The 7,389-nt window shown below is 70.2% G+C and carries 5 protein-coding genes; all 5 read right to left on the bottom strand.

The features are described from left to right. Positions 1–22: 22 nt before the first annotated feature. The 5 genes from ABIC30_RS20255 to ABIC30_RS20275 all read right to left on the bottom strand — a co-directional run bounded on the left by ABIC30_RS20255 (position 23) and on the right by ABIC30_RS20275 (position 6,923). Positions 23–1,582 carry an AMP-binding protein gene (locus ABIC30_RS20255; protein ID WP_020096248.1) on the bottom strand — a complete coding sequence of 520 codons (1,560 nt, stop codon included), beginning with the start codon at positions 1,580–1,582 and terminating at the stop codon, positions 23–25. Then, on the bottom strand, positions 1,575–2,108 hold the full coding sequence (locus ABIC30_RS20260) for a (2Fe-2S)-binding protein (protein WP_042669571.1): 534 nt from the start codon (positions 2,106–2,108) through the stop codon (positions 1,575–1,577). Before ABIC30_RS20260 ends, ABIC30_RS20255 begins: the two co-directional genes overlap by 8 nt. Beyond that, a complete protein-coding gene (locus ABIC30_RS20265) occupies positions 2,096–2,959 on the bottom strand; it encodes an FAD binding domain-containing protein (protein ID WP_042669572.1) in 864 nt (287 codons plus the stop codon). Before ABIC30_RS20265 ends, ABIC30_RS20260 begins: the two co-directional genes overlap by 13 nt. Beyond that, complete coding sequence (locus ABIC30_RS20270) at positions 2,956–5,928, bottom strand: xanthine dehydrogenase family protein molybdopterin-binding subunit (protein WP_354456024.1); 2,973 nt, start codon at positions 5,926–5,928, stop codon at positions 2,956–2,958. The genes ABIC30_RS20265 and ABIC30_RS20270 overlap by 4 nt, the downstream gene beginning before the upstream one ends. A gap of 137 nt (positions 5,929–6,065) precedes the next feature. Beyond that, on the bottom strand, positions 6,066–6,923 hold the full coding sequence (locus tag ABIC30_RS20275) for a helix-turn-helix domain-containing protein (protein WP_020096244.1): 858 nt from the start codon (positions 6,921–6,923) through the stop codon (positions 6,066–6,068). Between the last annotated feature and the right edge of the window lie 466 nt (positions 6,924–7,389).

Raw genomic sequence — 7,389 nt, forward strand, 5'->3', positions numbered from 1 at the left:
ATTCGGAGTGGGGGCGGGACCGTCAGGCAGCCTCGTGACCTTCGGCATGGGGCTCGGCCCCGCCTTCCAGGACGTACTCGCCGGCCACGAGTTGGCGGCGCAGCAGCTTGCCGACCGGCGATTTCGGGATCTCGTCCACGAAGACGTAGCGGCGCGGCAGCTTGTGACTCGGCAGGCCGCCGGCCCGGCAATGGGCGTCGAGCGCCGCCGCGTCGGTGCTGCCGCTCCGCTTGATGAAGGCCGCGACGATCCGGCCCCAGCGCTCGTCGGGCAGGCCGACGACGGCGACTTCGGACACCGCCGGATGCAGGGACAGGCGGCTCTCGATCTCGACGGGCGAGACGTTCTCGCCTCCGGTGATGATCATGTCGTCCACCCGCCCGGTGACGTAGAGGTCGCCGTCGGCGTCGGCGAAGCCGGTGTCGCCGGTGAAGTACCAGCCGTCGCGGAAGGCCTTGGCGTCGGCCTCGGGGCGATGCCAGTAGCCCTCGAAGGCTTCGTCGCCCTTGGCGATGACGGCGATCTCGCCCTCCTCGCCCGGCGCGGCGGTCCGGCTAGGATCGCCCCCCAGGGACACGACACGTACCATGGTGTTGAGGCCCGCCCGCCCGGCCGAGCCGGGCTTAACCGCCGCCTCGTGGTTGATCGTGAAGGTGTAGACCTCCGACGAGCCGTAATGATTGACGAAGAGGTCCGGCCGGAACGCCTCGGTCAGGCGGGCGAGCAGGCCGTCCGTCATCGGTGCCCCGGCGAAGCCGAGCTTGCGCACGGAGGTCGTGTTCGTCGCCTGGAAATCCCGGTGGTGCACGAGGTCGTGGTAGAGGGTCGGCACGAGGTAGAGGTTGGTGATCCGCTCGGCCGCGATCAGCCGCAGCGCCCCCGCCACATCGAACCGGGGAAGGCAGACGAAGGTCCCGCCGATCAGCGACATGGCGAGGAGCGAGCGCACCCCCATCGTGTGGTAGAGTGGCATCACGCCGAGCGTGCGCTCGCCGCGCCCGTAGAGGTTTTGCGCTACATGGGCCACGGCCGCCGCGCGCTCCGCCCGGTGTCGCCGTGGGACCCCCTTGGGCTTGGCGGTGGTGCCGGAGGTGTAGAGCATCAGCGAGATCGCCTCCGCGTCGGCCCGGGGCGTCGCCGACGGCTCCTCGGTGGCGGCGAGGTCGGCGAAGGCCGTCTCGCCGGGGCCGGGTGGCGTGCCGACGGCGATGCGCGGGATCAGCTGCGATGCCGCGCTCTCACGCAGGCTCGCGGCCGAGACCGGTTCGTAGGCGATGGCGCGGGCTTCCGCGTTCTCGATCGCGAAATCGATCTCCTCGGCCTTGGCCCGCCAGTTGATTGGCGTGATCACGACTCCCGAGAATTGGCAGGCCCAGTGCAGGGTCGCCGCCTCGTGCCGGTTCTGAAGGACCGTGACGAGGTGGTCGCCGGGCTTCAGCCCGAGCCGGTCGAGCCCGGCCACGGTCGCGGAAATGACCCCGAACCACTCCGCGTAGGTCAGCCGGGTCTCCCCGTCGACGAGGGCCAGGGCCCAGGGATCGCGGGAGACGCTCGCGAGGAAGCTGGTGCCGAGATCAAGCATGGGCGGCCTCCGGGGATGACGGGGCCGGGATGTCGCCCCTGAGTTCCGCAGCCGCCTCCAGGGCGGCCTCGATGATCGGCGCGTAGCCGGTACAGCGGCAGAGATGGCCCCCGATCACTTCCGTGATCTCTCGTCGTGACGGATTCGGCCGGAGCGCGAGATAGGCGTCGAGTGACATCAGGATGCCGGCGGTGCAGAAGCCGCATTGCAGGGCGTGCCGCCGCCGGAAGGCCACCTGCAGCACCCCGAGGCGGCCAGGCTCCGGGGCCAGACCCTCGACGGTCCGCACGGCACAGCCCTCGACCCCCACCGCGAGGGTCAGGCAGGCCCGGGCGGGAACCCCGTCGATGGACACCGTACAGGCGCCGCAGACGCCGTGCTCGCAGCCGACATGCGTGCCCGTGGCCCCAAGCCCGTGGCGCAGGGCGTCGGTCAGCAGGGTGCGGGTCTCGACTTCGACCGCGGTCTCGCGCCCGTTGAGGGTGAAGGCGACCGTGTGACGGTCCTGCGCGTCTAGCTGTGGCATGGCACGGCCTCCTGATGGGTGTCGCCGCGGGCGACCTTGGCGGCTTGTTCCAGCACCCGGCGGCCGAGGCTGCGCACGAGGTCGCGGCGGTAGCGGGCGGTGGCGTGGAGGTCGTCCCCCGCGCCGAGGTCCCAGGCGAAGGCGTTGAGGGCATCGTCGAGCGCCGAGCCGTCGAGGTGGGGGAAGTCGCGGGCTGTGGGCCGGTCGGCGACGCCGCCGACAGCGAGCCGCATCCGGGTGCCGTCCACCACGGCGGCGCAGGCGACGATCGCGTAGTCGCCGTGTCGCCGCCCGATCTCAGCGAAGGCCGTGCCGGTGCCCTCCCGCCGCAGCGGATAGGCGATGGCCTCGATCATCTCGTCGTCGGCCCGGTCAGTGGCCATCATGCCAGCGAAGAAGGTCTCCGCCGCGACGCGCCGGACCTTTCGCCGGTTGCGCAGATGCACCTCGCCCTGGAGCGCCACGAGGCAGAGGGGAATCTCTGCGCTCGGGTCGGCATGGGCGACGGAGCCACACAGTGTCCCCCGTGCCCGGGTCTGGATGTGCCCGACCCACGGCAGGGCGGCGGCCAGCAGCGGCAAGTCCCGGGCGAGCCCCGGCCGGTCGAGCAGGATCGCCTGCCGCACGCCCGCCGGGATAACGAGGGCCCCCTTGTCGAGGCGAGGCTCCTTGAGAGCGGGGATGCGCATCACGTCGACGAGCACGGCGGGCTTCGTCAGCCGCATGTTGAGCATCGGCATCAGGGACTGGCCGCCCGCGATGATCCGGGCCTCGGGGCCGTGCTGGCGCAGGGCTTCGAGGGCGTCGTCCACGGACGTGGCGCGCAGATAGGCGAAGGGCGCGGGTTTCATGCGGACACCCCCAGACGCGCGAGGAGCCATCGCAGGGCGGCCGGGAGGCGGAGCCCGCGCTTGCCGGACCCGCCGGCTCGCCGGGCGAGGGCCGTGAAGAACCCGCCGATGATCACCCGCGCGGCCCCGTCGAGGAGGCGTCCGCCCACCGCCGCGACCTTGCCGCCCACCGCCGCCTCGTAGACGTAGGCGATCCGCGTGCCCCCCGAGCCGTCGGGCTCCAGGGTCAAACGGCCGGTGCCGCCGCCGCTGCCGAGGCCGCCCGTCACCGTGCCGGTGAGCGTCACCGCCCGGGGCTCATCGAGATCGGAGAGGATCACCTCGGCCTTGTAGCGACCCTTCACCGGACCGACGCCGAGGGTGACGTCGGCCCGGAACCTTGTGTCGGAGAGCTTCCGCACCCCATGCGAACCGGGAATGACGGAGGCGAGCACGTCCGGGTCGAGGAGCATCGCCCAGACCGTCTCCGGCGGGGCAGTGACGGTGGCCGCGCCGTCGCCGCGCAGGGTCCGGTCGCCCGCCTTCGCGGCGGCCTTCGCGGCTCGACCGGCCGGCGGCGCCGGCTCGTCGCCCCCTGCCGCGAGGGCGGCGAGCTTGGCAGGCGTCAGGGGCAGGTCGATGGCCTCGAGGTCGAGGGCGTCGGCCACCGCGTTGGCGAGGCAGACCGGCGTCGACATGCAGTTTCCCTCACCGACCCCCTTCGCGCCGAGCGGCGTGAAGGGAGACGGGCTCTCGACGTGCAGGATGCGCAGGTCCGGCACCTCGGTCGCGGTGGGCAGGAGGTAATCGGCGAAGGTGCCGGACAGGAAGGCGCCGTCGTCGCCGTAGGCGAGTTCCTCGTAGACTGCCGCGCCGAGCGCCTGCGCGAAGCCGCCGCGCACCTGGCCCTCGACCATGCCCGGGTGCAGTACGCGCCCGCAATCGTGCATCGAGACGTAGCGGTCGATGGCGATTTTCCCCGTGACCCGGTCGATCTCCAGGCCGCAGATGTCGAAGATGAAGCCGTGGCAGAGGGAGGAATTGATATGGTCCTCCGCGTCCGGAGCGGTCAGCTCCGGGGGCGTCCAGAACACCGTCTCGCGGATCACCGCGCCGAGATCCTCGGGCACGAGGCCCGGCGACCAGTGACTCGTGGCGGCCACCCGCGCGAAGGGCAGGCCTGCATCCGGGTTCAATCGCGAGGCGATGCGCCCATCCGCGAAGAGCAGGTCCTCGGGACGTAGGTTCAGCTGCGCCGCCGCGATCCGCGCGAGCCTGTCGCGCAGGCGGGTGGCGGCGAGGTGCGCGACCCCCGCCACGGCGGCGGCGAAGCGGCTCGCATAGTTGCCGGAGGCAATGGACCATGCGTCCTTGGCGGTGTCGAGGTCGGCCGTGACCCGGACCTGCTCCATCGGGAGGCCGAGGACGTCGGCCACCACCTGGGCCAGCACTGTCCGGTGCCCTTGGCCCTGCGGCACCGAAGCGACCTGCACCGTCACCGAGCCGACCGGATCGAGGGTGATGGTGGCGGTCGATTGCGCGCCGTTCTTCGGCCCGGCCTTGGTGCGCTCCTCCGCCGTCAGGACGGTGGTGATGTAGCCCATGTTGGAGACGCTGGGCTCGACCGCCGCCGTCAGGCCGATCCCATAGAGGCGGCCCTCGGCGCGGGCGGCGTCCCGTCGCCGCTTCAACTCGACGAGCCCGCCATCCCGGGCGGCTTCGTCGAGGGCGCGCTGGTAATTGCCGGAATCGTAGAGAGCGCCTGTCGCGGTGCGGTAGGGAAAGGCGTCGGCCGGGATTAGGTTTGCCCGGATCACCGCGAAGGGATCGAGGCCCAGCGTCACGGCGATGCGCTGCATCAGCCGTTCGAGCGGATAGTAAACCTGCGGCCCGCCAAAGCCGCGCACGAGGCCGGTCGGGGTCTTGTTGGTGAGCACCACCCGGTTGCGTACGGCGACGTAGCGGATGGCGTAGGCGCCGGTGAGGTTGCCGTGCATCCGGTAGAGCGTGGCGGGTTCGGGCGCCCGCAGGTAGGCGCCGCAATCCTCGACCTGATCCCAATCGAGAGCGGTGACGCGCCCGTCCGCCTCGAAGGCGGCCCGGAGGGTCGTGACCCGGTTCGTGGCGGAGACGGAGGCCGAGAGGTGCTCCAGCCGGTCCTCGATCCACTTCACCGGCCGTCCCACGAGGCGGGCCGTGGCGGCGATCAGGACCGCGTAGGGGGCGACGCCCTGTTTCACCCCAAAGCTGCCGCCGGAATCCGGGGGCGTGCGCAGGCGCAGGCGGTTGCCCGGCACCTTGAGCGCCCGGGCAACGACCGCGTGAATGCTGAACGGCCCCTGGAAGTTCGCGAGCACGTCGTAGGAGTCGTCGGTGGGGTCGTAGGAAGCGACGACGCCGTAGGTCTCCATCGGCGAGCCGGTGTTGCGCGGGTAGCGCACGGTCACGGACAGGCTGTGCGGGCTATCTGCGAAGGCGACCTCGGGGTCACCGTAGCGGAAACGCCGGTCGCTCACGAGATTCGCGCCGACACCCTCGTGCAGGATCTCGCTGTCGGGGGCGAGGGCCGCCAGCGGGTCGACCACCGCCGGGCGGACCCGGTACTGAACCTCGATCAGGTCGCAGCCGTCCTCCGCGAGGTAGCGGTCGCGGGCGACGACGATAGCCACCGGCTCGCCGACATAGCGCACCCGGTCCACCGCGATGGCGCGGGCATCGACGGCCGCCCGCAGGGCGGGGACGAGACCGGTGGTGACGGCATCAAGGTCGCGGCCCGTGATCACGGCGGTGACGCCGGGCAGCGCCTTGGCCGCCTGGACGTCAATGGCGAGGATGTCCGCATGGGCGTGGGGCGAGCGCAGGATCGACGCGTGCAGCGTGCCGGGCCGCGTGCCGAGATCGTCGATGTAGCGGCCGAGCCCGGAGAGCAGGGCGGCGTCCTCAACGCGCTCTACGGACCGTCCGACATAGCTCGTTGACACGATGCCCAAGCCGCTTCCTCCACCGGACCTCTCGATGGGGTCCTTGTCGCGGGCAGAGTGACGGATCCGGGCGGGCGCCACGATGCCGAGGCATCTCGCGACTTACCCAAACGTCTCATTTTCGACGTGGCGGAGGGCCTTTGGCTTCACACGGCGGGTTGGCCGCTTCGCCGGACAATGCTGCGGAATACGCTTGGGGGCACGCTGACATGATCCCGGAAGAAGCGCGAGAAATGGGCAGGCGCGGCGAAGCCGAGGCGCGTGCCGATCGCCGCCAAGGATTCCTCGCTGCCCACGATCGACTCGACGGCCTGCTCGATGCGGATCGCGTTGAGGAAGACGTGGGGCGGAGCTCCGGTGGATTGCTCGAACAGGCGATAGAATTGCGCTCGGGAAAGGCCCGCCTCACGGGCCAGGGCCTCGATCCCCAACGTGGCACCGGGCTCGGCGCGCACTCGCGCGATAGTCCGCCGGATGCGCCAATCGCTGGCGTTGCGCCTGGCGGCGGCGCGGAGCGACTCGGCCTCCTCACGCCACGCGGTGAACCGCTCGATTACCGCGATCATCAGGCCCGACAGCAACTGATCCTGAATGTGCGAGGAGTGCGGCGCGTAGACCATCTCCGCAGCGAGGTCGTGCGCGAAGCGGCGGATCGTCGGGGTCACGCCGCCCAAGGGCTTTCCAAAGAAGCCAGGCGCCCCGCTCGCCGCCCAATTGCGCCGGAAGGCCCCCAGCCAGTCCGGCTCGATATAGAGGGCCAGGATCATCGCCTTGGCGCGGCGCGGATCATGGAGATAAGCGTGCGTTTCCCAGGCATTGACGAGCACGGCCTGTTCGTCGGTCAGCGCAACGACACGGTCCCCGACGAGGAACTCGGTGTCGTCCCCTTCGACCTTCAGAAGAACGTGGCAGTGCGGATGCGCGTGCCGAACAAGGCTCCGGTCCATGTCGAGGAGCGCCACGCGACCAAAGGTGCCATGAGCAATCTCGAGAGCCTCAGACATGCCTGCAAGTAGCATGATTCCGGCGGCACAACCAGTTTCTGGCCGCCCGGCTGATCGCATAAAATACGCCGTGTCGTCGCTCCGACGATCTTACGGGATAGCTGATTTCCGTTCCGAGCCTACCCATCAGTGCTATGGCACCATCGACTTTCAGGACATGCAATGTTCTCCGGCACCAGTATCGATCGCTTCATTGCGGCAAACGACAGTTCCAGTTGATGCCGACACTGTCTGCTTGCCGCGAGGCAGGCAGCGCGCTCCAGCGGCGGGTATGGGCGCCAAGCCGAATGTCTGGTTTTACCCGCGATTGCGATCCAGCGTGTCGTAGTCTGGCCGATAATGGAACGGCTGCTTTGGAGATGGGGGGCAGAAAAAGCAGATGGGGTGGATGGCTCCCGCTCCGACTGACGGCATCTCGGTGCCAAGATGTGGTCGCTGTCGAAGCAGCAGCCACGCTCATGCAGGA

The organism is Methylobacterium sp. 1030 (assembly GCF_040544715.1).
GTDB lineage: Bacteria > Pseudomonadota > Alphaproteobacteria > Rhizobiales > Beijerinckiaceae > Methylobacterium.